Raw genomic sequence first — 25,949 nt, 5'->3', positions numbered from 1 at the left:
GAAACGGCACAGTGGGAGGATAAAGCTGATGTCCCTGTTCGATCTTACCGGCAAGGTCGCCATCATCACCGGATCGTCGCGCGGCATCGGCCGCGCGATCGCCGAGGCGATGGCCGATCAGGGCGCCAGGGTGGTGATCTCCAGCCGCAAGCAGGATGCATGCGATGCGGTGGCCGAGGCGATCAACGCCCGCCATCCCGGCGCGGCCACCGCGATCGCCGCCAGCATATCGTCCAAGGAAGCGCTCCAGCACCTCGTCGACGAGACCCGCGCGCGGCTGGGGCGGATCGACATCCTCGTCTGCAACGCCGCCTCCAACCCCTATTACGGGCCGATGGCGGGGATCACCGACGATCAGTTCCGCAAGATCTTCGACAACAACGTGCTGGCCAACCACTGGCTGATCGGCATGGTCGCGCCGGAGATGCGCGAGCGCAAGGAAGGCTCGATCATCATCATCTCGTCGATCGGCGGCTTGACGTCATCGGTGTCGATCGGCGCCTATAACGTCTCGAAGGCGGCGGACTTCCAGCTCGCCCGCAACCTTGCCGCCGAATATGGGCCGGATGGCGTGCGGGTGAACTGCATCGCCCCCGGCCTCGTCCGCACCGATTTCGCCCGCGCATTGTGGGAAGACCCGCAGACGCTGAAGGCCGTCACCCGCAACACGCCGCTGGGCCGCATCGGCGAGCCGCACGAGATCGCCGGCGCCGCCGTCTTCCTCGCCTCGCCCGCCGCCACCTTCATGACCGGCCAGGCGATCATCGTCGATGGCGGGGCGACCACGGGAATCGGGCTGTGACCGGGCGGCTTGCCGGCCGGGTCGCGGTCGTCACCGGCGCGGGCAGCGGCATCGGCCGCGCCACCTGCCGCCTCTTCGCCCGCCACGGCGCGGTGGTCGTCGCCGCCGATATCGGCGACGGCGTCACCGAGACGATCGAGCTGATCCGCGATGCCGGCGGCCGCGCCGACGGCCTCAAGCTCGACGCCGGCCGCGAGGAGGATGTCGCCCGGCTGGTCGGCCATGCGGTGGAGGCGCACGGGCGGATCGACGTGATGTTCGCCAATGCCGGCATTTCGGGCGGGCTTAAGGGCCTGTTCGATCAGGATGCCGCCGACTGGGCGGAAATATTGCGCGTCAACCTGATCGGCCCCTTCCTCGCGGTGAAGCATGCCGCCCCGCACATGATCGCGCAGAAGCGCGGCTCGATCATCTGCACCGCCAGCGTCGCCGGGCTGAGATCGGGCGCGGGCGGGCCGGCTTATTCGGCCTCCAAGGCAGGCGTCATCAACCTGGTGCAGACATCCGCCCAGCAGCTTTCGACCAGCAATGTCCGGGTGAACGCGATCTGCCCCGGCCTCATCGAAACCGGCATGACGGAGATGATCTACGTCCGCGCGCGGGAAGCCGGCAAGGCCGACCAGCTCGGCCACCTCAACCCGCTGCGCCGCGGCGGCGAGCCGGACGAGATCGCGCATGCCGCATTGTTCCTCGCCTCGGACGAGGCATCCTACGTCAACGGCCACGCGCTGGTCGTCGATGGCGGCCTGTCCAGCTCGCACCCCTTCAATCGCCAGGAGCTCGGCCGGACCGCGCTCTGATTCCCATCAGGAGACATGGATGACCATCATCACCACCGAACGGGCGGGCGACGTCCTCGTCGTCATATCGAACAATCCGCCGGTCAACGCGCTCGGCCATGCGGTGCGTGACGGGCTGGCCAAAGCGATCGACGCGGCCGCCGCCGATCCCGCGATCAAGGCGGTGGTGATCCGCTGCGAAGGCCGCACCTTCTTCGCCGGTGCCGACATCACCGAATTCGGCAAGCCGATGAAGGACCCGCAGCTTCCCGAGCTGCTCGAACGCATCGAGGCGCTGGACAAGCCGGTCGTCGCCGCGATTCACGGCACCGCGCTCGGCGGCGGGCTGGAAACCGCGCTCGCCTGCCATTATCGCGTCGCCGTGCCCTCGGCGAAGCTCGGCCTGCCCGAAGTGAAGCTCGGCATCCTCCCCGGCGCCGGCGGCACGCAGCGCCTGCCGCGCGTGGTGGGCGCCGAAGCCGCGCTGGAGATGATCGTCGGCGGCGCGCCGATCGGGGCGAAGAAGGCGGCCGAGGTCGGCCTGGTCGATCGCCTCGCCGCCGAGGACAATCTCGCCGCCGAAGCGATCGCCTTCGCGCGGGAGGTTGCGGACAGGCGCCCGCTGCCGCGCACCAGCGAGCGCAAGGCCGCGGCCGAACCCGGCGTGTTCGAAGCGTTCCGTGCGAAGAATGCCAAGAAGATGAAGGGCTTCGAGGCGCCGGAAGCCTGCATCGAGGCGATCCGGGCCGCCGTCGACCTGCCCTTCCGCGAAGGGCTGGAGGTGGAACGCCGGCTCATCGCGAAGCTGATCGTCAGCGATCAGTCCAAGGCGCAGCGCCACATCTTCTTCGCCGAGCGGGCGGCCGCCAAGGTCGATGGCCTGCCCGCCGATACACCGCTGATCCCGGTGAAGTCGGTCGGCGTGATCGGCGCCGGCACGATGGGCGGCGGCATCGCCATGAACTTCTTGTCGATCGGCGTGCCCGTCACCATCCTCGAGGCGGAGCAGGCGGCGCTCGATCGCGGCGTCGGCGTGATCGCGAAGAATTACGCCAACAACGTCAAGAGCGGCCGGATGACGGAAGCGCAGGTCGAAAAGGCCATGGCGCTGCTCAAGCCCACTCTGTCCTACGACGACCTCGCCGAGGCCGACCTCGTCATCGAGGCGGTGTTCGAGAATATGGACGTGAAGAAGGAGGTGTTCGCCCGGCTGGACAAGGCGGCCAAGCCCGGCGCCATCCTCGCCACCAACACCTCCTATCTCGACGTGGACGAGATCGCCTCCGTCACCGCGCGGCCGGAATATGTGCTGGGCATGCACTTCTTCTCGCCCGCCAATGTTATGAAGCTGCTGGAGGTGGTGCGCGGGGCGAAGACGTCCGATTCCGTGCTCGCCACCGCCATGGCGCTCGCCAAGCAGATCAGGAAGATCGCGGTGGTCGCCGGCGTCTGCCACGGCTTCATCGGCAACCGCATGCTGAAGCCCCGGCAGGATCAGGCCGGCCAGCTCATCCTCGAAGGGGCGAAGCCCTCGGATGTCGATCGCGTCTTCCTCGATTTCGGCTTCCCGATGGGGCCGTTCCAGCTCGCCGATCTCGCCGGGCTCGACATCGGCTGGCATCGCGATCCCACCCGGCGCGAAACGGTGCGCGAGGCGCTGTGCGCCGAAGGCCGGCTCGGCCAGAAATCGGGCGGTGGCTTCTACGATTATGACGAGAAGCGCCAGCGCACGCCCTCGCCGGTCGCCGAACGGATCATCGCCGAATTCGCCGCCGCCAAGGGCATCCCCCAGCGCCAGATATCCGACGAGGAGATACGCGAGCGCTGCCTCTACACCATGGTCAACGAAGGCGCGAAGATCCTGGAGGAAGGCAAGGCCCAGCGCGCGTCCGACATCGATGTCGTCTGGGTCTATGGCTATGGCTGGCCGGTCTATCGCGGCGGCCCGATGCTGTGGGCGGACCAGATCGGCCTGAAGACGGTGGTGGACGGCCTGAAGCGCCAGGCCGATCGCCTCGGCCCCGATTTCTCGCTGTCGCCGCTGCTCGTCGCCAAGACGGAAAAGGGCGAAACCTTCAACTGATCGGCCGGCCCGATATCGAACAGAAGCCGGGCGGCGGGGGCATCGGCCTCCGCCGCCCGCATTTTTACCGGCGCGCGGCTACCAGCGGCCGGGTCTCCTGCTCGATCGCCGGCTCCTGCGCGGCGCCCCTGGCGATGAAATCGGCCGTCCGCAACGCCAGCGCGAGGATCGTCAGCGTCGGATTGGCCCAGCCGGACGTCGGGAAGAGCGAGCTTCCCGCGACATGCAGGTTGGCGAGGCCGTGGACGCGGCCGGTGGCGTCGGTCACGCCCTCGCGCGGGCTATCGGCCATGCGCGTCGTGCCCATATGGTGATAGCCGCCGATCGGATGCGCGCTGATCAGCGGATCGGTGCGCCAGGCGCGGCTCGCATCCGAAAGCCAGGGCGCGGCCTCAACCCGGCCCAGCCCCAGCCGTTCGGTCTCACGGCCGAGGGCGGCGACGAGGCCCGCCACGCTGTCCGTATCGATCGCGCTCATCCGCCAGTCGAGCCTGGCGCGGCGCAGGCCCAGCGCGTCGGTCGTGCCGTCCAGCAGCACCCGGCTGTCGGGATTGGGCGCCTGCTCGCCGCGCACCACCAGCGCCACGTCCAGCCGGCCGGCCTTGTGCAGCAGCCAGGGGCGGAGCGGCTCGGTCACGCTCATCGTCGCGTTCACCGCCTGCTTGGTGCGCATCCACATCGCCCGCGCGCGCCGGCTGGGGGCAAGGTCATGCTTCAATTTCTGATAGGCGCGCATGCCCAGCGCCTCGCTGCCGTGTACCGGCCGGCGACCGGCGATGGTGAGCGAGGTGTTGAGCAGCCCCTGCTCGCGCTGCAGCCGCTCGGCCGGCGCGATCAGGGCCGCGGCACTATGCCCGTCCAGCCGGTGCTTGCGGCCGAAGGCGTTGAGCAGCGCCCACACCCCAGGCCCGACGATCCTGCCGCCGCGCGCATGGGGATGTTCCATGAAGTAACGGCCCACCTGGTCGTGCGCGTTGCCGAGGCCGGTGCGCACGATCGAATCCGATGCCAGCAGCAGCCGGGCATTCTCGATGCCGCCCGCCGCCAGCACATAATTGCGCGCGCGCACCCGGTGGCGCCGGCCCGAGCGCGCCGTCAGGTCGAGATGGCCGATCGCCCGGCCCGAAGGCAGGGCCACGATCTCCGTCACCGTCGCATGGGTCAGGATGCGGCAGCGCGGATTCTCGCGCAGGTCCGCGCACGATTCGAAGGTGAAGCGGTTGAACCTGTCGTCGAAGCTCCAGAAGGGCGTGCGCAGCACATCCGCATCGAAATCGGGAAGCGGCGCGCCCGCGCGGGCGAAGCTCTCCGCCGTCGGTTCGCGCGACGGCAGGTCCAGCAGGTCGCGGGCCGCCGCATAATAAGGCGCGATCTCGGCATGATCGATCGGCCAGCCCGAATGGGGCACCCAGTCGCGCCGGACGAAATCGATCGGGTCCAGCTCGGCGCAGCGCCCGCCCCAGATGGCGGTAGTGCCGCCGAAGAAGCGCAGCCGCGCATGATCCAGCGGATAATAAGGCTCGCCCACCGATCGGCCCTCGTTCAGCGCGGCGGTATCGGCCTCATGATCCAGGCCGCCGCTTTCCAGCAGCACCACCCGCTGGCCCGCGGCCAGCAGCCGGCGGGCCACGGTGATCCCCGCCGCCCCCGCGCCGATCACGCACGTATCCGCCAGCAGCTCGGCGGAAACGCCGTCATCCAGATCGATATGCATGCTTCACCTCACGCTGGTGCGTTGGCCCGCCGGGCAGAAGCGTCCGGCAACACGGGCAACGCGGTAACTCTATGGGCCGGGGGACGGATGGCGGCATCCGCCTGCTCCAGCCCGCCATCCTCCAGATGGTCGGCGATCCGGTCGATCTCCTCGGGCGTCCCGTCGCCGATCAGGGCGTAGGAAAGGTCGCCCTTGCGCCAATAAGCGATCGACCGGCCGTCCATCCGCTCGGCGGACGGCTCGGTCGGCGCCGTGCTGGCGCCACGCACCGCGAAGATGGAAAGCACGCCCTTGTCCTCGGTATGCACCAGCATCTGCAGCGCCGGGCCATATTCGGACGGGAAAAGCTGCGCATCCAGCACGCGCCAGCCGGCGGGCAGGCGGGGCACGCGGATGCCGGTCTCGCGCATCAGATCATGCACGTCCAGGTTCGGCGCCTCGGGCTGGGACGCCATGCGCGCCCGCATCAGCGTGATCCGGTGGGACATCATCGCATCGTCCAGATAGGATGGCGGCGATGCCACGCTCTGCCCGCCGGCATTGGGCAGCACCAGCGTCATCACGCTCAGCCCCGCAAAGGCGATCACCGCCGCCAGCGAAAGCCGGGTGCCGCCGGCGCGCCGCTCGGCGCGGGGCGTGGACGGCCGGGCCTTGCCGGCGATCAGCCGCAGGGCGCTGCGGCCGGCCAGATCCTCCATCACCCGCGCGGCATCGTTGGGCCGCTGGCTCAGGTGCCGCTCGACCTCGCAGGCGCGCGCCGCGTCCAGCTCGCCGTCGACATAGGCGTTGATGTCGATATCGCAGATGCGGTTCCTGTCAGTCGTCATCGCGTCCTCCCACGATGCGCAGCCGCGCCGCCGTCGGCTCCGGCGCATCCGCCCGCAGCGCGGCCCTCGCCCGGTTCAGGCGCGACATGATCGTGCCCACCGGCACGCCCAGCGCATCGGCGGCCTGCTGGTAGCTCATCCCCTCGATCGCCACGCAGCGCAGCGCGGCGCGCTGGCCCTCGGGCAGCGCCTCGAACCGCTCGCCGATCTGGCGCAGATAGGTAGCGAATTCCTGGTCGGCCGGCTGCGCGGGCGTCGCCGCCGTGGCGCGCGCATCGGCCAGCGCGTCGATCCGCGCGGCCTCGCTGCGGCGGCGGCGCAAACCATCGATGAAGAGGTTGCGCAGCACCGTGAACAGCCAGTGGCGGATCGATTGGCCCAGCGCCGGGCGCGGCGGCCGTTCATGCGCCTTCAGCAGCGTTTCCTGAACCAGATCCTCGGCGGCGGTCCCGTCGCGCGTCAGCAACCGGGCATAACGCCTGAGCGCCGGCGCATGCTCTAGTATCGGATCGGGATCGGAAGGATGCTGCATATTGAATATACGCGGTGACCAGGCATTCTATTCCCCGGTCTCACGAAGGCCGCCGATCGCGCCATACGAAGTCGGCGAACATGACCATCCGTTCGACCAGGATGACGGACAGAGGCAAGGAGCGACGATGCGGACATATGTTCTGGAACCCAGCCATCAAGGGCTGGAAGCGCTGCGCCAGGCCGAAATCGCCACGCCCGTGCCCGGTCCCGGCGAGATTCTCATCCGGGTCCGGGCCTGCTCGCTCAACTATCGCGACCAGCTTCTGGTCCAGGGCCGCTATTTCGGCGGGCCGATCCGGACGGCTGCGATTCCGCTTTCCGACGGCGCGGGCGAGGTGGCGGCGATCGGGGCCGGCGTCACGCGCTTCGCGGTGGGGGATCGCGTCGCCGGCACCTTCTTCCTCGATTGGGAGGACGGGCCGGCCGATGCACGCAAGGTCGCCACCTCGCTCGGCGCGCCGCCGGCCACCGGCATGCTCGCCGAATATGCGCTGCTGCCCGAACGTGCCGTGGTGCCGATCGCCCCGTCGCTTTCATTCGAGGAAGCCGCCACCCTGCCCTGCGCCGGCGTCACCGCCTGGAACGCGCTGATGGAAGGCCCCCGGCGGCTCCAGCCGGGCGATACCGTGTTGCTGCTCGGCACGGGCGGCGTCTCGCTGATCGCCCTCCAGCTCGCACGCGCGGCCGGCGCCGCGGTGATCATCACCTCCTCCTTCGACGCCAAGCTGGAGCGCGCCCGCGCGATGGGCGCCACTCACGGCATCAACTATCGCGCCACGCCGGATTGGGGCGCGGCCGCGGCGCAGGCGGCGGGGCCGAACGGCATATCCCATATCGTCGAGGTCGGCGGGCCGGGCACGATCGCCCAGTCGATGCAGGCGATCGGCTATGGCGGGGAAATCGGCATCATCGGCCTGCTCGCCGCCGAAGGCCAGTCCAACCCGCTGGCGCTGATGACGCGGGGCGCGACGATGCGCGGCATCTTCGTCGGATCGCGCGCGATGGCCGAGCGGCTGAACGCCGCGGTGGAGGCCAACGGCATCCGCCCCGTCATCGACCGCGTCTTCGCCTTCGACGATGCGGTGGACGCCTATCGCTACCAGTCCGGCAGCGACCTGTTCGGCAAGGTGGTGATATCGGTGTAGGCGGCAGCCTTGGCGCGCGCGAAAGCCCGGGCGCCCTGCCTTCGCGCGCCCGGATCAAACTGTCAGCACAAGTGGCCGCTCGAAGCCGAAGCTACGGAAACCACACAAAAGATCCGTCATTCCCGCGAAGGTGGGAGCCATAGGCCAGCGTAGCTAATCCATGGACGCGGTTGGCTCGATTGAGTCGATAGCGTCCGACACAATGGATTCCCGCCTTCGCGGGAATGACGGGGGAGAGGTGGTCGCCCGGCGAGATGCCTGAACCGGACCTCGCGCGCGCCATGATCCATCCACGCCGCCTAGGCGGCCAGTTCCGCCACCACCCAGCGATTGCCGTCCGGGTCCGCCACCATCGTATAGCGTCCCCACGCCTCCTTGCGGATCGGCGCTACCTCCACCCCCAGCCCCGCCAGCCGGGCATGTTCGGCCTCGATATCGGGCACGCCCAGCATCAGCCCCTGCTGGCAGCCCGGCGGCATCGCATCGAACCAGTTGACCAAGGTGATCGATGCCCCGCCGCCCGGCGGCTGCAGCTGGATCCAGCGCGAATCCGGCCCCATCGCCTCGTCGCGCATCACCGCGAATCCCATGATGTCGGTATAGAAGCCCCTGGCTCGCGCCTGATCGGCGACCGGGATCGATACGATGGCGATCGGCATTTTCCTCCCCCTCCTGTCCCGACTGCGATAGGCTGCGGATCATAACACCCGCGTCGCGGGTCGATCGATACAGGATGGTCCATGAAAGACGAAACAGAAGCCGATCTGAGCGGCGCCACCCCGCGCCGCCGCCCCAAGCCCGACGTGGTGGAGCTGGGCGGCCGTCCGCTCAAGCCCGCCACGCTGATGATGGGCCACGGCTATGATCCCATGCTGTCGGAAGGCGCGCTGAAGCCGCCGATCTTCCTCACCTCCACTTTCGTGTTCGAAAATGCCGCCGCCGGCAAACGCCATTTCGAAGGCGTCACCGGCAAGCGGCCGGGCGGGGCGGAGGGCCTCGTCTATTCCCGCTTCAACGGCCCCAATCAGGAGATTTTGGAGGACCGGCTGGGCGTGTGGGAGGATGCGGAGGACGCGCTCACCTTCTCCTCCGGCATGGCGGCGATCGCCACGGTGCTGCTGGCGCTGGTGAAGCCGGGCGACATCATCGTCCATTCCGCGCCGCTCTACGCCGCCACCGAAACGCTGATCGGCAAGATCCTCGGCCGCTTCGGCGTCCACTGGCTCGATTTCCCCGCCGGCGCCAGCCGGGAGGAGATCGATGCCGTGCTCGGCCGCGCGCAGGCTGAGGGGCGGGTGGCGCTGATCTACCTGGAAAGCCCGGCCAATCCCACCAACGCGCTGGTCGATGTGGAGGCGGTGAAGGCATCGCGCGATGCGCTGTTCGGCACCGGGCCGGATGCGCCGCCGATCGCCATCGACAACACCTTCCTCGGCCCGCTCTGGCAGAAGCCGCTGCGCCACGGCGCCGATCTCGTCCTCTATTCGCTCACCAAATATGCCGGCGGGCATAGCGACCTGGTGGCCGGCGGCGCGGTGGGATCGAAGGCGGCGATCGCGCCGATCCGGGCGATGCGCAACACGATCGGCACCATCACCGATCCGCATTCGGCGTGGATGCTGCTGCGCAGCCTGGAAACGCTGGAGCTGCGGATGAGCCGGGCGGGCGAGAATGCCGCCAAGGTGTGCGCCTATCTGCGCGATCATCCCAAGGTGGAGACGGTGGGCTATCTGGGCTTCCTGGAGGAAGGATCGCGCCAGGCCGACATCTATCGCCGCCACTGCACGGGGGCGGGCTCCACCTTCTCGCTCTATCTGAAGGGCGGCGAGAAGGAGAGCTTCGCCTTCCTCGACGCGCTGAAGATCGCCAAGCTCGCCGTCAGCCTCGGCGGCACCGAGACGCTGGCCAGCGCGCCGGCGGCGATGACCCATCTTTCGGTGCCGGACGAACGCAAGCTGGCGCTGGGCATCACCGACAATCTGGTGCGCATATCGATCGGCGTCGAGGATGCCGACGATCTGGTCGCCGACATGGAGCAGGCGCTGAAGGCCGTCTGAGCGGGATTTTCCAGACCGGCTGATCCCGATCCTCCCCGGCTGGCGGCCGGGGAGGAAATCGCCCCCGCTTGGCCGGACGCGAACATTCGGCCCGATCGCCGCTGCGTTCCTTGTTGCATGGCCGCGAAACGCCAATGCACAAACGTGCGGAAAAAACGATCGGAGAGCGGGATGGGCGACAAGCGGACAATGGCGATGTGGGGCGGCGTCCTGCTGCTGGCCGGGTGCGGCGGCGGATATTCGGGGCCGATCGACACCAGCGGGCCGACCGCCGACTGGCGCTTCTACGGCGGCGACGCGGACGCCACCCATTATTCGCCCGCCACCCAGATCACCACCGCCAACGTCGCCGGGCTGAAACCCGCCTGGACCTACCATATCGGCAAGCTGGACGTGCCCGAGGGCGTATCGCCGACGTTCGAGGCGACGCCGATCGTGGCGGACGGCAAGATGTTCGTCTGCTCGGGCCTGGGCAAGGTCGCCGCCGTCGATCCCGAGACCGGCAGGGAAATCTGGGCGCAGAATTACAAGGCGGATGCCACCAACGCCTATCTGATCAACTGCCGGGGCGTCACTTATTATCGCGATCCGGCCCCCGCACCCGCCAACGGCCCCGCGCCCGCAGAATGCGTCAGCCGCATCCTCGTCGGCAGCATCGACGGCCGGCTGCGGGCGCTGGATGCCGAAACCGGCCAGCCCTGCGCCGGCTTCGGCGACAAGGGCGTGCTCGATCTCACCCAGGGCCTCGGCCCGGTGCAGCCGGGCGACTATGCGATCTCCTCGCCCCCGGTGGTGGTGGACGGCAAGATCGTGCTGGGCGGGCGCATTCCCGATAATATGCGGGTCGACGTGCCGGCCGGCGTGATCCGCGCCTTCGACGTGCATAGCGGCAAGCTCGCCTGGGCATGGAACCCGCTGCCGCCCGGCGTCACCGACGCCGCCAACGCCCCGCCGGGCGAACCCTATGTCCGCGCCACGGCGAACAGCTGGGCGCCGCTCACCGCCGATCCGGCGCGCAACCTCGTCTTCGTGCCGACCGGCAATGCCGGCCCCGACCATATCGGCATCGATCGCGGCAACCGCGATTACTGGTCCTCCTCGGTGGTGGCGCTCGACGCGCGCACCGGCCAGCCGCGCTGGCGGTTCCAGACGGTGCATCACGACGTCTGGGACTATGACGTGCCGGCCCAGCCGCTGCTGTTCGATCTGAAGCAGGGCGGCCGATCGATCCCGGCGCTCGCCCAGGCGACCAAGCAGGGCCATATCTTCATCCTCAACCGCGAAACCGGCGAGCCCCTGTTCCCGGTGGAGGAACGCCCCGTGCCGCAGGCCGGCGCGCTGCCCGGCGAGAAGCTGTCGCCCACCCAGCCCTTCCCCAAAGACCCGGCGATGATCGTGCGCCGGGACATGACCGAGGACGACATGTGGGGCTTCACCTTCTGGGACAAGGGCAAGTGCCGCGATCTGTTCCGCAGCGCCAATTGGGAGGGCGTGTTCACCCCGCCTTCCACGCGGGGGACGATCTTCTTCCCGAGCTTCATGGGCGTGAACAATTGGGGCGGGATGGCGATCGATCCGGTCAACCAGGTGCTGGTGGTCAACACCACGCAGGTGCCAGCGATCGTGAAGATGGTGCCGCGCAAGGAAACCGATGCCATGCTGGCGCGCGGCGAACGCCTGCTGCCGAGCTTCGGCACGCCCTATGGCAACACGATGGTGCCGATGCTGTCGCCGCTGGGCGCGCCCTGCGTGCGGCCGCCCTGGGGCACTTTGCTGGCGATCGACCTCAAGACCCGCAGGAAATTGTGGGAAGTGCCGTTGGGCACCACCCGCGATCTCGCGCCATGGCCGATGTGGCTGAAGCTGGGCGTGCCGAACATGGGCGGCGCGGTGGTGACGGCATCGGGCGTGGTGTTCATCGGCGCCGCAACCGACAATTTCCTGCGCGCCTTCGATATCCGCACGGGGCGCGAGCTATGGAAGGGCCGGCTTCCCGCCGGCGGCCAAGCGACGCCCGTCACCTACCGGCTGAAGCAGGACGGCCGCCAATATGTCGCCATCGCGGCCGGCGGCCACAAATATCTCGGCACCAAGATCGGCGACTCGCTGGTCGCCTTCGCGCTGGAACCCAAATGATCCGGCGCGGCCGGCTGGGCGGCTTGTCCTCCGATGGCATCGGGTGAACCGCCCGGCCTGGCCGAGCCGCCCGCCTTGTCGCGGGACGATTTCCCGGCCGGCGACCGAACTGACTGCCGGCAGATCGTCCCCCAAAAAAGCCCCGGTGAGACACCTCACCGGGGCTGATTCTTCCGCCGATGCGGCGGATCAGGCGATCGCGGCCTTCCGCCGGCCGCCGAAGCGGCGGAGCGTGCCGCCGATGAAGCCGAAGCCGATGATCATCTGCGCCCAGGTAGCCGCTTCCGGCACCGCCGCCTGCGCGGTGGTGTAGGACCAGTTCGGGTTGGCCAGCACATCGATATTGGTGTTCCAGCCGATCGCATCGAACACGGCGAGATCGAGCCCGCGAACGACGCCCATCTGCCCATAAGCCACGGTCGGGTCCATGATGCCGAGTTGGAGGTTGCCGCTGGCATCCTTCCAGTGCGAGGCCTGCCGCCCGTCGCCATTATATTCGCCGGTCGAGAAATAGCCGTCGAGGAAGGCCGTCTGGCCACCGTCGATCGAGAAATAGGCGTCGTCGCCGGGCGCCCAGTTCAGCTCGGCACCGTCGTTGCTCTGGGCGTAACGGAACAGATCCATCACATAGCCCCAATAGGCTTCATTCACCGGATAACCGTCGACCTCACCCGCAAACGGCCCGTTGGGGTTGCCCTGAACATCATAATCATCAACGCCGCTCGTGAAGCCCAGAATGTGTCCGATTTCGTGGATCGCCACCGCGACGAAATCGATCTTGTCGGCATCAATGCCATCGGTGGGATCAAAATCGAACGCGAAATCGGAACTGAAGGTGACGTCACCGTCCGCTTCACCCGCCCCAACATAGTCTCCAAGCCCTATCGCCTTCAGGATGGACGAATTTATGCCGATCTCCTGGTTATTAATGCTGCCGTCATTGTCGAAAACCCGCTTGGTCGTGTCGATACCGAGTTGGTTCACCTCGTCCACGTAACCGGGTGTGACCATCGCCACCGCGCCATTGTTAAGCGTCGGGAGCACCTTCACCGCATCGAGATTGGTGGTGCCCGTAGCCCCCAGATACGCTTGATAAGTCGGGATATCGAGGACGTAGAGATTGCTCTCCGCGCCGCCGATGATGTCGGGATCGCCGAAGGACGAGAAGCTGATGTTGATGTTTATCGTCACATCGTTGGTGAGCACATGCTCCCAGAAGCTCTTGGCGATGTTGAAGCCGCGCTCGGCGGCCGAGCCCGCGACGGTGCCGTCGTCGGTGAACACGATGCTGACGGCATTGGCGGGCGCCGCGCCAGCCACGAGGGCGGCGGCAAGGGCCGTCCCCAGCAAGGTTTTACGAAAGCGATGTGCAAGCATGGTCATGGTCGATTCCCCTGATTCCCAAGGACCACGGCTCCCGCCCGTTCCATGATGCCCGCCTATGGGCCGGAGTCGGTCACTTTGCGTTAACCATAAGGGGTGGTTAGCGGTTTCAGGTCAAGGGAGATTATGGGTCGCCCCAATACGGGACAAAGAAAAAGGCCCGCGACATCTCTGCCGCAGGCCCCGTTCTTCTTTCCCGATCGTCGCCGGATCAGGCGGCGAGCTTCCTCAGCACGTAGGGCAGGATGCCGCCGTTCAGGAAATAATCGAGCTCGTTGACGGTATCGATCCGGCAGCGCGTCTCGAACGTCTCGGTCGTGCCGTCGGCGCGGGTGAGCTTCACCGTCACCGCCTGGCGCGGGCGGAGGCCGGCGACATTCTCGATCGTGAAGGTCTCGGTGCCGTCCAGCTTCAGCGTCTTCCGATCGACGCCGTCGGCGAACTGGAGCGGCAGCACGCCCATGCCGACGAGGTTCGAACGGTGGATGCGTTCGAAGCTTTCGGCGATGACGGCGCGGACGCCCAGCAGGGTCGTGCCCTTGGCCGCCCAGTCGCGCGAGGAGCCGGTGCCATATTCCTTGCCGGCGACGACGACCAGCGGCGTGCCGTCCGCCTTATACTTCATCGCCGCATCGTAGATCGCCATCACGTCGCCGGACGGGATATACTTGGTCATGCCGCCTTCGATGCCGGGGATCATCTCGTTCTTGATGCGGATGTTGGCGAAGGTGCCGCGCATCATCACTTCATGGTTGCCGCGGCGCGCGCCGTAGCTGTTGAAGTCCGCCTTCGAGACCTGATGCTCGAGCAGGTAGCGGCCGGCGGGCGAATCCGCCTTGATCGAACCGGCCGGGCTGATGTGATCGGTGGTGATCGAATCGGCGAAGATGGCGAGCGGGCGGGCATCGCGGATGTCCGTGACCGGCGCCGGCGTCATCGACATGCCTTCGAAATAAGGCGGGTTGGCGACGTAGGTGGAGCCGGCCGGCCAGCTATAGGTATCCGAACCCGTCACGTCGATCGCCTGCCAGCGCTGATCGCCGCGGAAGACGTGGGCGTAGCGGCTCTGGAACATGTCGCGATCGATCGCGCCGTCCATCACCGCGCGGATCTCGTCGTTGGTCGGCCAGATGTCCTTCAGATAGACGTCGTTGCCGTCCTTGCCCTTGCCGATCGGGGTGTTCACGAAATCGGTCGTGACCGTGCCCTTCAGCGCATAGGCGACGACGAGCGGCGGCGAGGCGAGGAAGTTCGCCCGCACGTCCGGCGAGACGCGGCCCTCGAAGTTGCGGTTGCCCGACAGCACCGAGGCGGCGACGATATCGTTGCCGTTGATCGCGGCCGAGATCGGCGCGGCCAGCGGGCCGGAATTGCCGATGCAGGTGGTGCAGCCATAGCCGACGAGGTTGAAGCCGATCGCGTCGAGCGATTCCTGCAGCCCCGCCTTCTTGAGATAGTCGGTGACGACCTGGCTGCCGGGGGCGAGCGAGGTCTTGACCCAGGGCTTCGGCTTCAGGCCCTTCTCCACCGCCTTCCTGGCGACGAGGCCGGCGGCGACCAGCACGCTGGGGTTGGAGGTGTTGGTGCAGCTGGTGATCGCGGCGATCACCACGTCGCCGTCGCCGATGTCGTGATCGCGGCCCTCGACGGGAACGCGCTTGGCGGCGGCCTTCTTGTAGACGGTCTCGAGGTCGTTGTTGAACACCTCGTCCACCTGGGTCAGCACCACCTTGTCCTGCGGGCGCTTCGGGCCGGCGAGCGACGGCACCACCGTGCCCATGTCCAGCTCGAGCGTGTCGGTGAAGACGGGATCGGCGGCGGCGGGATCCAGCCAGAAGCCCTGCGCCTTGGCATAGGCCTCGGTCAGCGCGATCTGTTCCTCGTCGCGGCCGGTGAGGCGCATATAATCCAGCGTCTTGCCGTCGATCGGGAAGAAGCCGCAGGTCGCGCCATATTCCGGCGCCATGTTGGCGATGGTCGCGCGGTCGGCGAGGCTGAGGGCCGAGACGCCGGGGCCGTAAAATTCGACGAAGCGGCCGACCACGCCCTTGGCGCGCAGCATCTGGGTGACGGTGAGCACGAGATCGGTGGCGGTGATGCCTTCGGACAGCGCGCCGGTGAGCTTGAAGCCGACCACTTCCGGGATCAGCATGGACACCGGCTGGCCGAGCATGGCGGCTTCCGCCTCGATGCCGCCCACGCCCCAGCCGAGCACGCCGAGGCCGTTGATCATCGTGGTGTGGCTGTCGGTGCCGACGCAGGTGTCGGGATAAGCGACGGTGGCGCCGTCCGCATCGGCCGAGGTCCACACCGCCTGGGCGATATTCTCAAGGTTCACCTGGTGGCAGATGCCGGTGCCCGGCGGCACCACCTTGAAATTGTCGAGCGCCTTGGAACCCCATTTCAGGAATTCATAGCGCTCGCCGTTGCGCTGATATTCCAGCTCGACATTGTCCTCGAACGCCTTGGGCGTGCCGAATTCGTCGACCATCACCGAATGGTCGATCACGAGGTGGACGGGCACCTGCGGGTTGATCTTGGTGGCGTCGGCGCCCAGCGCGTTCATCGCGTCGCGCATCGCGGCCAGATCGACCACGCAGGGCACGCCGGTGAAATCCTGCATCAGCACGCGGGCCGGGCGATACTGGATCTCGCGTTCGGAGGTGCGATCCTTCTGCCAGTCGGCGATCGCCTGGATATCCTCGGCGGTCACGGTCACGCCGTCCTCGAAGCGCAGCAGATTCTCCAGCAGCACCTTCATCGAGAAAGGCAGGCGGGACACGTCGCCGAGCTTCTCGGCCGCCTTCGGGATGGAGTAATAATGGACGGTCTTGCCGCCGACCTGAAGAGTCGTGCGGGTGTTGAGCGTGTCCTGTCCGACGGCGGTCATGGCGCTGTTCCCTATGCTGCGGATGCGAGAGTCCCGGCGCCCTTAGCAGGCCGCATCCGGGGGGGGAAAGCCTGAATCGGGCGAAAGGGCCGGTGCGGACCGGCAGGCCCGCGCGGGAAGCGGTGCGCAGAACGGGCCAATCGCGGCCGATCGGGCCACGGATGCCGCGCGGGGCTTTCCTCCCGGCCGATCGGATGGAAACCTGCCGGCAAACAGAAAGCCCCTTGGGAGATTTGCCGATGAAGTTCGTCCTGTCCGCCGCCTTCGCGCCGGTGCCCGCCTTGCCCGATATCGCCGTCGCCGCCGACGAGGCCGGCTGGGCGATGATCACCATGTCGGATCATGTCGTGAATCCCGAAACGCTGACCGTGCCTTATCCCTATACACCCGATGGCTCGCGGCGTTGGCCCGAATTCACCGACTGGCCGGACCAGATGGTGATGATGGGCGCCTATGCGGCGATCACCAAGCGCATCCGCTTCACCACCAACGCCTTCGTGCTGCCGATGCGCAATCCCTTCCTGGTCGCCAAGGCGGTATCGACCGTGTCGGCCATCTCCAACAACCGGGTGGTGCTGACCTGCGGGGTCGGCTGGTCGAAGGACGAATATGGCCTGCTGGGGCAGGATTTCCACACGCGCGGCAAGCGCGCGGACGAGATGATCGAGATCATGAAGCTGCTGTGGACCGGCGAATATGTCGAATATCACGGCAAATATTACGATTTCCCGCGGATCGAGATGAATCCGAAGCCCGCCGGCCCGGTGCCGATCTGGATCGCCGGCATATCCGATGCCGCGCTGAAGCGCGCGGCGCGCGTGGGCGAAGGCTGGCTGACCGATCTGCAGCCGGCGGCCGAGATATTGGAAAGCATCGCCCGCATCCGCGAGCTGCGCCGCGAATATGGCCGCGATCACCTGCCGTTCGACGTGCTCGCCTCGCCATCGGACGTGTTCGACGTCGACGGCTACAAGCGGCTGGAGGACCAGGGCATCACCCATATCCTGATGCAGCCCTGGCACCTCTATCATCCCGGAACCCAGGATGTCGGCCAGATGATCGACAGCGTGAAGCGCTACGCCGACGACGTGATCGCGCGCTTCGAATAAGCGCGCGGCCGGGGGGGCGGGCCTGACCTGGAGTCGGGCTCAGCCCACCGTCTGCTCGATCGCGCCGAAGATGCTGTGGCCGCGATCGTCCTCGGCCCAGATCCGCACCGTATCGCCCCGCTTCAGGAACGGCGTCGAAGGTGCGCCGTTGAGGATCGTCTCCACCATCCGCACCTCGGCGATGCAGCTATAGCCGCGCCCGCCATCGGCGATCGGCCGGCCGGGGCCGCCATCGGCATCGCGGTTGGAAACGGTGCCCGAACCGATGATGCTGCCGGCGCAGAGGCTGCGCGTCTTGGCGAGATGCGCGATCAGCGTGCCGAAATCGAAGGTCATGTCCTCACCCGCCTGGGTGCGGCCGAAGGGCACGCCGTTGATGTCGACGTCCAGCCGGCGATGGAGCTTGCCGTCGCGCCACCCGTCCCCCAGCTCGTCCGGCGTCACCAGCACCGGCGACAGCGCGGAGGCCGGCTTCGACTGGACGAAGCCGAAGCCCTTGGCCAGCTCCGCCGGGATCAGGTTGCGCAGCGACACGTCGTTGACGAGGCCGACCAGCCGGATCGCGCCCAGCGCGCTCTCGCGATCGCTGCCCTGCGCGACGTCGCCCGTCACCACCACGATCTCCGCCTCGAGATCGCAGCCCCAGGCCTCGTCCGCGAGCGGGATGGGATCGCGCGGCCCCAGGAAGCCGTCGGACCCGCCCTGATACATCAGCGGATCGGTCCAGAAGCTTTCGGGCAGCTCCGCGCCCCGCGCCTGCCGGACGAGCTGGACATGGTTCACATAGGCCGATCCGTCCGCCCACTGATAGGCGCGCGGCAGCGGGGCCGCCGCCAGCCGTTCGTGGAAGCGCATCATCGGGATCGCCTCATGGGCGAGATCGGTCGCGAGCAGTTCCAGCCCGGGCGCGACATTCTCCCAATCGTCCAGCGCGGCCTGCAGCGTCGGCGCGATGTGCGTCGCATCCGCGCACCAGGCGAGATCGCCGCTGACGACCACCAGCCGCCCGTCACGCCCCTGCTTCAGCGATGCCAGCTTCATTCCGCCTCTCCCTGATTCATGTTCCGGCGTTCGTCCTCAGGCTTCATCGGCATCGCCGCGGCCGACGCCGGTATAGCGCAGCCCGGCGCGCAGCGCCTCCTCCGGCGGATAGATATTGCGCAGGTCGACCAGCACGGGCGCGGCCAGCAGGCCGGCGATCCGCTTGAGATCGAGCGCGCGGAAGGCGTTCCATTCGGTAACGATCACCAGCGCGTCGGCGCCGTCCGCCACGGCATAGGGATCCTCGGCGAAATCGACATTGGGCAGCAGCGGCCTTGCCTGCTCTTGCCCTTCGGGATCGAAGGCGCGCACCCTGGCGCCGGCATCCTCCAGCGTCTGGATCAGCGAGAGGGACGGCGCGTCGCGCATGTCGTCGGTATTGGGCTTGAAGGTGAGGCCGAGCACGCCGACGGTGCGGCCGCGCACGTCGCCGCCCATCGCCTTGATGACCTTGCGGCCCATCGCCCGCTTGCGCGCGTCGTTCACCTTCACCGTCGCCTCGACGATGCGCAGCGGCGTCTCATGATCGTCCGCCGTCTTGAGCAGCGCCAGCGTATCCTTGGGGAAGCAGGACCCGCCATAGCCCGGGCCGGCGTGGAGGAACTTGGCGCCGATGCGGTTGTCGAGCCCGATGCCGCGCGCCACCTGCTGCACGTCGGCGCCGGCGACCTCGCAAAGGTCGGCGATCTCGTTGATGAAGGTGATCTTCACCGCCAGGAAGGCATTGGCGGCATATTTGATCAGCTCGGACGTCCGCCGGCCGACGAACAGCAGCGGCGCCTGGTTCAAATAAAGCGGGCGATAGATTTCCTGCATTACCGCGCGGGCGGGCTCGTCCTCCAGGCCGATGACGATGCGATCCGGCCGCTTGAAATCCTCGATCGCCGCACCTTCGCGCAGGAATTCCGGGTTGGAGACGACATAGGCCTCCGCATCGGGCGCCACCTCGCGGATGATGCGCTCCACCTCGTCGCCGGTGCCGACCGGCACGGTCGATTTGGTGACGACCACGGTCGGCCCGGTGATCGCGGCCGCGATCTCGCGCGTGGCGGCGAAGACGTAGGAGAGATCGGCATGCCCGTCGCCCCGGCGCGAGGGCGTGCCGACGGCGATGAACACCGCGTCCGCCCCGGCGACGGCGGAGGCGAGATCGGTGGTGAAGGACAGCCGCCCCGCGCGGACATTGCCGGCGACCAGCGCGTCGAGCCCAGGCTCGTAGATCGGGATTCCGCCCGCCTCGAGCGCCGCGATCTTGCCTGCATCCTTGTCGACGCAGATGACGTCATGACCGAAATCGGCAAAGCAGGCCCCGGACACCAGCCCGACATAGCCGGTGCCGATCATTGCGATACGCATGGTGGGCTATTTCCCCTTGTAAGCGGTTGCCGGCCATCGGCTAGCATCGACCATGCCGCGCCGCAACCGGAGCCCCATGAGCGGAGGCCGGCCATCGCCGGGCCGCACCGGATACGGGCCGGCAAGGGCGGCGGCGGATGCCCGACCAGGCCGTTGCCGGGCACCCGCGCCGTTCATTCCTGCGACGTCAGCCCGCCGCCCAGCGCGACATAGAGCGAGACGAGATTGGCCAGTTCCGCCCGGCGGAGCTGGATCAGGCTCTGCTCGGCGGAGAACAGGTTACGCTCGGCATCGAGCACCTCGATATATTGCGCGACGCCATTGTCGTAACGCGACCGCGCCAGCTCGGCGAGACGCCGCTGGGCGTTGGCCGCGCGTTCCTGCGCGGCGACCTGATCGGCCAGCCAGCGGCGCCCGGCCAGCGCGTCCGCCACCTCGCGGAAGGCGGTCTGCACCGTCTTCTCATAGGTGGCCACCGCGATGTTCTCGCGCGCGACGGCGACGCTGAGATTGCCCTTGGTGGCGCCCCAGTCGAAGATCGGCAGGCGGATGCTGGGGCCGAAGCTCCAGGTCGTGCCGCCATCCTTGAACAGGCCGTCGAGCTGGTTGGAGGCGAAGCCCGCCGATCCCGTCAGGCTGATCGTCGGGAAGAAGGCGGCGCGGGCCGCGCCGACATTGGCGCGCGCGGCGCGAAGCTGCTCCTCGGCCGCCAATATGTCCGGCCGGTTGTTGAGCAGGTCGGACGGCAGGCCCGGCCCGATATCGCGGATGATGCCCTGCCGCGCCATCGGCAGCGGATCGGGCAGATCGTCCGGGATCGGCCGGCCGACCAGCACGTAGGAATAGTTGCGGGTCTGGGCGCGGGCCAGCCGCAGATTGGCAAGCTCCGTCTCCGCCTGGGTCAGCAGCGTTTCCGCCTGGCGATAATCGAGCGCGGAGGTGACGCCGGCATCGAGGCGGAGCTTGGCGATGCGAAGCCCCTCCTGCCGGCTGCTCACCGTCTGCTCGGCCAGCGCGATCCGCTCCGCCTGCTCGCGCGCCTGGAGATAATTGACCGCGACGTCGCGGATCAGCGACAGGCGGAAGGCCCGCTCGGCCGCGACCGTCGACAGGTAGGTGGAACGCGCGGCCTCCGACAGATTGGCCACCCGACCCCAGAAATCGAGCTCGAACGAGGCCACGCCGACGCCGATATCGTAGCGGTTGAGCGTCTCCGGCCCGCCGACGGTGCCGCCGCCCGGCAAGTTGAACTGGCCGTTGTTGGTGCGGCTGCGGGTGAAGCCGCCGTCCAGCGCGATTTCCGGCAGGCGCGCGGAATTCTGGATGCGATATTGGCCGCGCGCCTCGGCGATCCGTTCCACCGAGATGCGCAGGTCGCGATTATTGTCCAGCGCCATCTGGATCACCGCCTGGAGGCGGGGATCGGTGAAGAAATCCTTCCAGCCGATCTCCGTCGCCTTCCGCATGCCTGCCTCGGGCTGATATTCGGGCGGATAGAGCGGCGCCGCGGCGAAGGGCGGCCGGCTATGCTCGGGCGCGAAGGAACAGCCGGCCAGCACCGTCGCGGCCAGCAGCGGGAGGAGAATGCGCTTAGCCATGCGCCGTCTCCCCGCCATCGGGGCCGTGCGACACACCGGGCGCATGCGGCGCCTTGCGCGTCAGCCAGCGGCGCACCGCCAGATAGAAAAGCGGGATGAAGAAGATGCCGAGCAGGGTCGCCGCGATCATGCCGCCCATCACGCCCGTGCCCACCGCCCGGCGGCTGGCAGCGCCGGCGCCGGTGGAGATGAACAGGGGCACCATGCCGAGGATGAAGGCGAGCGACGTCATGATGATCGGCCGCAGGCGCAGCTTCACCGCATCCATCGTCGCATCGAACACGGATCGGCCCTCCGCCTCGCGCTCGATCGCGAACTCGACGATCAGGATCGCGTTCTTCGCCGCCAGCCCGATGATCGAGATCAGCCCGACGTTGAAATAGACATCCGCCGAAAGCCCGCGCATCATCGAGAAGAGCACCGCCCCCAGCACGCCCAGCGGCACTACCAGCAGCACCGCCACCGGCACCGACCAGCTTTCGTAGAGCGCGGCCAGCAGCAGGAAGACGACGATCAGCGAAAGGCCGAGCAGCGCGCCGACCTGGCCCGCCGACTGGCGTTCCTCATAGGAGGTGCCGGTCCATTCGAAGTCGAAGCCGTCGGGAAGCTGCTGCGCCAGCCGCTCCATCTCGTCCATCGCCTCGCCCGACGAGCGGCCCGGCGCCGCCTGGCCCGAGATCGTCATCGCCGGATAGCCGTTGTAGCGCTGGAGCTGCGGCGAGCCCGAGGTCCATTGCGCGGTGGTGAAGGCGCCGAACGGCACCATCTGCCCCTGCGTGTTGCGCACGCGCAGGTTCAGCACGTCCTCCGGCGTCATGCGCGATCGCGCGTCCGCCTGCAGCATCACCTTCAGGATGCGGCCGTCATAGGCGAAGTCGTTGGCATAAGCCGATCCGAACGCGATCGAGAGCGTCGCGTTGACGTCGCCGATCGAGAGGTTGAGCGCGCGCGCCTTGACGCGATCGATCTCCACCTTGAGCTGCGGCGCATCCTCCTGCCCTTCCGGGCGGACGCCGGTGAGGATCGGGCTCTGGCTGGCGAGGCCCAGCATCATGTTGCGCGCCTCGACCAGCTTGTCATGCCCCAGCGCGCCGCGATCCTGCAGCATGAAGGTGAAGCCGCTGGCATTGCCCAGCTCACGGATCGGCGGCGGGTTGATCGTGAAGATCATCGCCTGCTTGATCTGCATGAGCGCACCGAACGCGCGGCCGACAAAGGCCTCGATGCCGTTCTCCTGGCCCTTGCGGTCCTTCCAGTCCTTCAGCACGACGAACATCATCGCCGCGTTCTGGCCCTGGCCGAAGAAGCTGAAGCCCCGGATCAGCACATAGCGGTCGATCTGCGGCTGCTCGGCATAATAATCCTTCATCTGCCGGATGGCTTCCTCGGTCCGCTCCAGGGTCGCGCCCGGCGGCGCCTGGACGATCGAGATGGCATAGCCCTGATCCTCGTTCGGCAGGAAGCTGCTCGGCAGGCGCAGGAAGAGGAGCGCCGTCAGGCCGACCAGCGCCACGAACACCGCCAGCCAGCGCAGCGGGCGGGACATGATCTTGCCCACCCGGCCCTGATAGGCATCGGTCGTGCGGCCGAACCAGCCGTTGAACCGGTTGAAGAAGGCCTGGAGCCAGGGGAAGCGCGATTTCGCCTCGGGATCATGCGGCTTCAGCATCGTCGCGCAGAGCGCGGGCGTGAGCGTGAGCGCCAGCAGCGCCGAAAAGGCGATCGACACCACCAGCGTGATCGAGAACTGGCGGTAGATGCCGCCCGTCGATCCGGGGAAGAAGGCCATCGGCACGAACACAGCGATCAGCACCAGCGTGATGCCGATGATGGCGGTGGTGATCTGGCCCATCGCCTTCACCGTCGCGTCGCGCGGACTCAGATGCTCCTCGCTCATGATGCGCTCGACATTCTCGATCACGACGATGGCGTCGTCGACGAGGATGCCGATGGCCAGCACCATGCCGAACAGGGTGAGCACGTTGATCGAGAAGCCGAACAGCCACAGGCCCAGGCAGGCGCCCGCGAGCGCGATCGGCACCACCAGCGTCGGGATCAGCGTGGCCCGCAGATTCTGGAGGAAGAGGAACATGACGAGGAAGACGAGCACCATCGCCTCGCCCAGCGTCTTCACCACCTCCTCGACCGAGATCGTGATGAAGGGCGTGGTGTCATAGGGCACGGACCAGGTGATGTCCGGCGGGAAGCCGCGCGCCAGTTCCTCCATCCGGGCGCGCACGCCCTCGGCGGTCGACAGCGCGTTGGCGCCCGGCACGGTCTGCACGGCGATGCCCGCCATCGGCCGGCCCGAAAGCTCCGTGCCGATGCCATAGCTCGCCGCCCCCAGCTCCACCTTGGCCACGTCGCCCAGCCGGATCGTCGATCCGTCCGGATTGGCGCGCAGGATGATGTTGCGGAACTGGTCCGCATTGGTGAAGCGGTTCTGGGTGATGATGGTGGCGTTCAGCTCCGCGCCCTTGGCGATCGGCTGGTCGCCGAGCTGGCCGCCGGCCGTCTGGCTGTTCTGCTCCTGCACCGCGGCGAGCGCCTCGGCCGCCGACATGCTGTAGCCGGCGAGCTTGTCGGGATCGAGCCAGACGCGCATCGCATATTCGGAACCCAGCAGGCGCAGGTCGCCCACGCCGGGCACGCGGCGCAGCTCGTCGATCACCTTGGCGGAGGCGACGTTGCCGAGCGCGAGGCTGTCGGTCGTCCCGCTCTTCGACGAGATGGCGACGATCATCAGGAAGCCGGAACCGGCCTTGTTCACCTGGATGCCCTGGCGCCGCACCTCTTCGGGCAGGCGCTGCTCCACGCGGCGCAGGCGGTTGTTCACCTCCATCTGCGCGACGTCGAGGTCGGTGCCCGAACGGAAGGTGACGGTGATCGTCGCCGTGCCGTTCGATTGGCTGTTCGAGAGCATGTAGAGGAAGCCCTCGACGCCGTTCAGCTCCTGCTCGATCACCTGGGTGACGTTGGTGGAGAGCGTCTCCGCGTCCGCGCCCGGATAGGTGACGCTGACGGTGAGCGAGGGCGGCGCCACGCTCGGATATTGCTCGATCGGCAGGTTGCGCAGCGCCAGCACGCCGGCGAGCGCGATGCCGAGGGCGATCACCCAGGCGAAGACCGGGCGGTCGATGAAGAAGCGGGCGAACATGCGATCAGCCGGCCACGGGCGTTGCGGGCTTGGCGGCCGGCTTCGCGCCGGGCTTGGCCGGCGGCGTCACCGTTACCGGCTGGCCGGGGCGCACCTTCTGCAGGCCGCTCACGATCACCCGGTCGCCGGGTTTCAGGCCTTCGTTGATTACCCAGGAATCGCCCTGCAGGCTGCCGAGCTTCACCGGCCGCGCCACCGCGACATTGTTCGCGCCGACGATCATCACATTGGCCCCCTGCTGGGTGACCTGCACCGCCCGCTGCGGCACCATGATGCCGCTGGGATTCACGCCTGCCTCCACCCGCGCGCGGACGAACTGGCCCGGCAGCAGGATGCGCTGGCGATTGGGAAATTCCGCGCGGAGCGAAACCGTACCGGTCGATTCGTCGACCGCCATGTCGAGGAAGTCGAGATGCCCGGCCGGGCTATAGGGGCTGCCGTCCTCGAGGATCAGCGTCACGCGCACGCGATCGAGATTGTCCGCCTTGATCGCGCCGGTCGACATCTTGCGCCGGATCTGGAGCAGCTCGTTGCTGGACTGGGAGAAGTTCACATAGACGGGATCGAGCTGCTCGACCGTCGTCATCAGCGTCGCCGACGTCGCGCTGACCAGCGCGCCTTCCGTCACCTGCGCGCGGCCCGCCCGGCCCGATATGGGCGACGTGACCAGCGTGTAGTTGAGATCGAGCTTGGCGCGATCGAGCGCGGCGCGCGCCGAATTCACGTCCGCCTCGGCCTGGCGGGCCTGGGCGACGGCGGCGTCATATTCCTGGTTGCTGATCGCCTGCTGCTTCACCAGCGGCGCATAGCGGCCGACCACCGCGCGGGTGTTGGCGGCCCCGGCCTCGGCCCGCGAAAGCGCGGCGGCCGCCGAATTATAGGCCGCCTGGTTCTGGCGCGGATCGATGCGGAACAACGGCTGATCGGCGCGGACGTCGGTGCCTTCCTCATAGAGGCGGCGTTCGACGATGCCGTCGACGCGCGCGCGCACCTCGGCGGTGCGCACCGCCTGGACGCGGCCCGGCAGCTCGATCACGTCGACCACGGCGGTGGGCGCGACGGTGACAACGTCCACCGGCGGCGGCGGCGGCGCCTGTTGCGGCTGTCCGCCGCAGGCCGAAAGGAAGGCAAGCCCTGCCAGCGCGGCAGCGAGCCGCGGCGTTTCCCCTGTGACAGCGCGCATGCGCACCAACGCTCCCTTGCAACTGGGACCGATTTCGAAAACCGGCCATACATGGTTGCGCAAACCGACCCATAAGTCGATTGCACTTGTGATTTTTCCGTAATGTAGGATACACTACAGGTCAAGCGGATGATGCGATGCAAAAAATCCAGGCG

General features: G+C 67.8%; 18 protein-coding genes. 7 read left to right on the top strand and 11 right to left on the bottom strand.

Going from position 1 to position 25,949, the window contains the following annotated elements; all coding sequences use genetic code 11:
* The first annotated feature begins 28 nt into the window (after window positions 1-28).
* The 3 genes from G432_RS10855 to G432_RS10845 are packed head-to-tail and all read left to right on the top strand — an operon-like array spanning window position 29 to window position 3,664.
* Window positions 29-802 (top strand): SDR family NAD(P)-dependent oxidoreductase, encoded by a 774-nt coding sequence (locus G432_RS10855; protein ID WP_015458869.1) that lies wholly within the window; start codon window positions 29-31, stop codon window positions 800-802.
* Entirely contained in the window at window positions 799-1,602 is an 804-nt protein-coding gene (locus tag G432_RS10850; protein WP_015458868.1) for an SDR family NAD(P)-dependent oxidoreductase, read from the top strand. The genes G432_RS10855 and G432_RS10850 overlap by 4 nt, the downstream gene beginning before the upstream one ends.
* A gap of 19 nt (window positions 1,603-1,621) precedes the next feature.
* Entirely contained in the window at window positions 1,622-3,664 is a 2,043-nt protein-coding gene (locus G432_RS10845; protein WP_015458867.1) for a 3-hydroxyacyl-CoA dehydrogenase NAD-binding domain-containing protein, read from the top strand.
* Window positions 3,665-3,728: 64 nt separating this feature from the next.
* On the opposite strand, the gene G432_RS10840 is transcribed toward G432_RS10845, so the two are convergent.
* Genes G432_RS10840 through G432_RS10830 form a run of 3 tightly spaced genes read right to left on the bottom strand, consistent with a single transcriptional unit; the run spans window position 3,729 to window position 6,737 of the window.
* Window positions 3,729-5,378 (bottom strand): FAD-dependent oxidoreductase, encoded by a 1,650-nt coding sequence (locus tag G432_RS10840; RefSeq protein WP_015458866.1) that lies wholly within the window; start codon window positions 5,376-5,378, stop codon window positions 3,729-3,731.
* An 8-nt stretch (window positions 5,379-5,386) separates the two neighbouring features.
* The gene (locus G432_RS10835) at window positions 5,387-6,205 is read right to left on the bottom strand and encodes an anti-sigma factor family protein (protein WP_015458865.1); all 819 of its coding nucleotides are present in this window, start codon (window positions 6,203-6,205) and stop codon (window positions 5,387-5,389) included.
* Window positions 6,195-6,737 (bottom strand): sigma-70 family RNA polymerase sigma factor, encoded by a 543-nt coding sequence (locus tag G432_RS10830; RefSeq protein WP_015458864.1) that lies wholly within the window; start codon window positions 6,735-6,737, stop codon window positions 6,195-6,197. Before G432_RS10830 ends, G432_RS10835 begins: the two co-directional genes overlap by 11 nt.
* 127 nt (window positions 6,738-6,864) lie before the next feature.
* Here G432_RS10830 and G432_RS10825 point away from each other — a divergent pair, with 127 nt between their 5' ends.
* Window positions 6,865-7,884, top strand: coding sequence for a zinc-dependent alcohol dehydrogenase family protein (locus tag G432_RS10825; RefSeq protein WP_015458863.1), 1,020 nt, complete (start codon window positions 6,865-6,867; stop codon window positions 7,882-7,884).
* A 299-nt stretch (window positions 7,885-8,183) separates the two neighbouring features.
* On the opposite strand, the gene G432_RS10820 is transcribed toward G432_RS10825, so the two are convergent.
* Window positions 8,184-8,543 carry a VOC family protein gene (locus G432_RS10820; RefSeq protein ID WP_015458862.1) on the bottom strand — a complete coding sequence of 120 codons (360 nt, stop codon included), beginning with the start codon at window positions 8,541-8,543 and terminating at the stop codon, window positions 8,184-8,186.
* Between the two features lie 81 nt (window positions 8,544-8,624).
* Between G432_RS10820 and G432_RS10815 the strand changes: the two genes are divergently transcribed.
* A complete protein-coding gene (locus G432_RS10815) occupies window positions 8,625-9,941 on the top strand; it encodes a cystathionine gamma-synthase family protein (RefSeq protein ID WP_015458861.1) in 1,317 nt (438 codons plus the stop codon).
* Between the two features lie 171 nt (window positions 9,942-10,112).
* Window positions 10,113-12,077 (top strand): pyrroloquinoline quinone-dependent dehydrogenase, encoded by a 1,965-nt coding sequence (locus G432_RS10810; RefSeq protein ID WP_015458860.1) that lies wholly within the window; start codon window positions 10,113-10,115, stop codon window positions 12,075-12,077.
* 189 nt (window positions 12,078-12,266) lie between these two features.
* Here G432_RS10810 and G432_RS10805 read toward each other — a convergent pair whose 3' ends face one another.
* Together G432_RS10805 and acnA are read right to left on the bottom strand one after the other, a co-directional pair.
* A complete protein-coding gene (locus tag G432_RS10805) occupies window positions 12,267-13,460 on the bottom strand; it encodes an NF038122 family metalloprotease (protein WP_015458859.1) in 1,194 nt (397 codons plus the stop codon).
* 211 nt (window positions 13,461-13,671) lie between these two features.
* The gene (gene acnA / locus G432_RS10800; protein ID WP_015458858.1) at window positions 13,672-16,350 is read right to left on the bottom strand and encodes an aconitate hydratase AcnA; all 2,679 of its coding nucleotides are present in this window, start codon (window positions 16,348-16,350) and stop codon (window positions 13,672-13,674) included.
* A 239-nt stretch (window positions 16,351-16,589) separates the two neighbouring features.
* Here acnA and G432_RS10795 point away from each other — a divergent pair, with 239 nt between their 5' ends.
* Window positions 16,590-17,459, top strand: coding sequence for an LLM class F420-dependent oxidoreductase (locus tag G432_RS10795; RefSeq protein ID WP_015458857.1), 870 nt, complete (start codon window positions 16,590-16,592; stop codon window positions 17,457-17,459).
* Between the two features lie 39 nt (window positions 17,460-17,498).
* On the opposite strand, the gene G432_RS10790 is transcribed toward G432_RS10795, so the two are convergent.
* The 5 genes from G432_RS10790 to G432_RS10770 all read right to left on the bottom strand — a co-directional run bounded on the left by G432_RS10790 (window position 17,499) and on the right by G432_RS10770 (window position 25,794).
* Window positions 17,499-18,500, bottom strand: coding sequence for a fumarylacetoacetate hydrolase family protein (locus G432_RS10790; protein WP_015458856.1), 1,002 nt, complete (start codon window positions 18,498-18,500; stop codon window positions 17,499-17,501).
* 36 nt (window positions 18,501-18,536) lie between these two features.
* Window positions 18,537-19,856, bottom strand: a complete 1,320-nt coding sequence (locus tag G432_RS10785; RefSeq protein WP_015458855.1) for a UDP-glucose dehydrogenase family protein — start codon at window positions 19,854-19,856, stop codon at window positions 18,537-18,539.
* A 173-nt stretch (window positions 19,857-20,029) separates the two neighbouring features.
* The gene (locus G432_RS10780) at window positions 20,030-21,454 is read right to left on the bottom strand and encodes an efflux transporter outer membrane subunit (RefSeq protein ID WP_015458854.1); all 1,425 of its coding nucleotides are present in this window, start codon (window positions 21,452-21,454) and stop codon (window positions 20,030-20,032) included.
* Window positions 21,447-24,611 (bottom strand): efflux RND transporter permease subunit, encoded by a 3,165-nt coding sequence (locus G432_RS10775; RefSeq protein WP_015458853.1) that lies wholly within the window; start codon window positions 24,609-24,611, stop codon window positions 21,447-21,449. The genes G432_RS10780 and G432_RS10775 overlap by 8 nt, the downstream gene beginning before the upstream one ends.
* A gap of 4 nt (window positions 24,612-24,615) precedes the next feature.
* A complete protein-coding gene (locus G432_RS10770) occupies window positions 24,616-25,794 on the bottom strand; it encodes an efflux RND transporter periplasmic adaptor subunit (protein WP_041864883.1) in 1,179 nt (392 codons plus the stop codon).
* Window positions 25,795-25,949: the final 155 nt, after the last annotated feature.

The organism is Sphingomonas sp. MM-1 (assembly GCF_000347675.2).
GTDB lineage: Bacteria > Pseudomonadota > Alphaproteobacteria > Sphingomonadales > Sphingomonadaceae > Sphingomonas_E > Sphingomonas_E fennica.
This window is presented reverse-complemented; position numbering and strand designations above follow the sequence as displayed.

Excerpts from the sequence above, each read along its gene's own strand:
- G432_RS10810 (WP_015458860.1), top strand. The coding sequence starts at position 10,113 with ATGGGCGACAAGCGGACAATGGCGATGTGGGGCGGCGTCCTGCTGCTG.
- G432_RS10790 (WP_015458856.1), bottom strand. The coding sequence starts at position 18,500 with ATGAAGCTGGCATCGCTGAAGCAGGGGCGTGACGGGCGGCTGGTGGTC.
- G432_RS10855 (WP_015458869.1), top strand. The coding sequence starts at position 29 with ATGTCCCTGTTCGATCTTACCGGCAAGGTCGCCATCATCACCGGATCG.
- G432_RS10775 (WP_015458853.1), bottom strand. The coding sequence starts at position 24,611 with ATGTTCGCCCGCTTCTTCATCGACCGCCCGGTCTTCGCCTGGGTGATC.
- G432_RS10795 (WP_015458857.1), top strand. The coding sequence starts at position 16,590 with ATGAAGTTCGTCCTGTCCGCCGCCTTCGCGCCGGTGCCCGCCTTGCCC.
- G432_RS10780 (WP_015458854.1), bottom strand. The coding sequence starts at position 21,454 with ATGGCTAAGCGCATTCTCCTCCCGCTGCTGGCCGCGACGGTGCTGGCC.
- acnA (WP_015458858.1), bottom strand. The coding sequence starts at position 16,350 with ATGACCGCCGTCGGACAGGACACGCTCAACACCCGCACGACTCTTCAG.
- G432_RS10830 (WP_015458864.1), bottom strand. The coding sequence starts at position 6,737 with ATGCAGCATCCTTCCGATCCCGATCCGATACTAGAGCATGCGCCGGCG.
- G432_RS10840 (WP_015458866.1), bottom strand. The coding sequence starts at position 5,378 with ATGCATATCGATCTGGATGACGGCGTTTCCGCCGAGCTGCTGGCGGAT.
- G432_RS10785 (WP_015458855.1), bottom strand. The coding sequence starts at position 19,856 with ATGCGTATCGCAATGATCGGCACCGGCTATGTCGGGCTGGTGTCCGGG.
- G432_RS10805 (WP_015458859.1), bottom strand. The coding sequence starts at position 13,460 with ATGACCATGCTTGCACATCGCTTTCGTAAAACCTTGCTGGGGACGGCC.
- G432_RS10825 (WP_015458863.1), top strand. The coding sequence starts at position 6,865 with ATGCGGACATATGTTCTGGAACCCAGCCATCAAGGGCTGGAAGCGCTG.
- G432_RS10770 (WP_041864883.1), bottom strand. The coding sequence starts at position 25,794 with ATGCGCGCTGTCACAGGGGAAACGCCGCGGCTCGCTGCCGCGCTGGCA.
- G432_RS10835 (WP_015458865.1), bottom strand. The coding sequence starts at position 6,205 with ATGACGACTGACAGGAACCGCATCTGCGATATCGACATCAACGCCTAT.
- G432_RS10820 (WP_015458862.1), bottom strand. The coding sequence starts at position 8,543 with ATGCCGATCGCCATCGTATCGATCCCGGTCGCCGATCAGGCGCGAGCC.
- G432_RS10815 (WP_015458861.1), top strand. The coding sequence starts at position 8,625 with ATGAAAGACGAAACAGAAGCCGATCTGAGCGGCGCCACCCCGCGCCGC.
- G432_RS10845 (WP_015458867.1), top strand. The coding sequence starts at position 1,622 with ATGACCATCATCACCACCGAACGGGCGGGCGACGTCCTCGTCGTCATA.